Below are 411 nucleotides of genomic sequence, written 5' to 3'. Positions count from 1 at the left end.
CATGCCACACCCGATCCGTCCGCTCCTGGCCGCAACCCTGGCCCTGCTGCTCTCCGCCCTCGCCCGCGCCGCCGATAGCCCGCACGCCGCGCCCGCCAAGCCCGAGGCCGCCAAGCCGGGCGCGGAGGAGAAGGCCACCGGCCGCCTCGCCCTGTTGCCGCCCGACAGCGTTACCCGCCACACACTAACCGCCGCCGGCAAGACGCTCGCCTACGCCGCGACCGCCGGCACGCTGACGTTGCGGGATGGCTCGGGCGAGCCCACGGCGCGCCTCTATTACACGGCCTACACGCTGGACGGCGCCGCCCCTGGCGCCCGCCCCGTCACCTTCTTCTTCAATGGCGGCCCCGGCGCCGGCAGCGCCTATCTGCATCTGGGCGCGGCCGGCCCCAAGGCGTTGCAGTTTCCGCA

At 74.7% G+C, this 411-nt stretch carries 1 pseudogene; it reads left to right on the top strand.

Annotated features, from left to right (window positions below):
- Positions 1-411 (top strand): annotated as a pseudogene (locus tag R5H29_RS00150) (peptidase S10); the annotation flags it as partial.

The sequence above is a fragment of the Stenotrophomonas sp. A3_2 genome (assembly GCF_036624925.1).
Classification (GTDB): domain Bacteria; phylum Pseudomonadota; class Gammaproteobacteria; order Xanthomonadales; family Xanthomonadaceae; genus Stenotrophomonas; species Stenotrophomonas hibiscicola.
The sequence above is the reverse complement of the archived record's forward strand: the minus strand, read 5'-3'. Positions and strand labels throughout refer to the sequence as shown.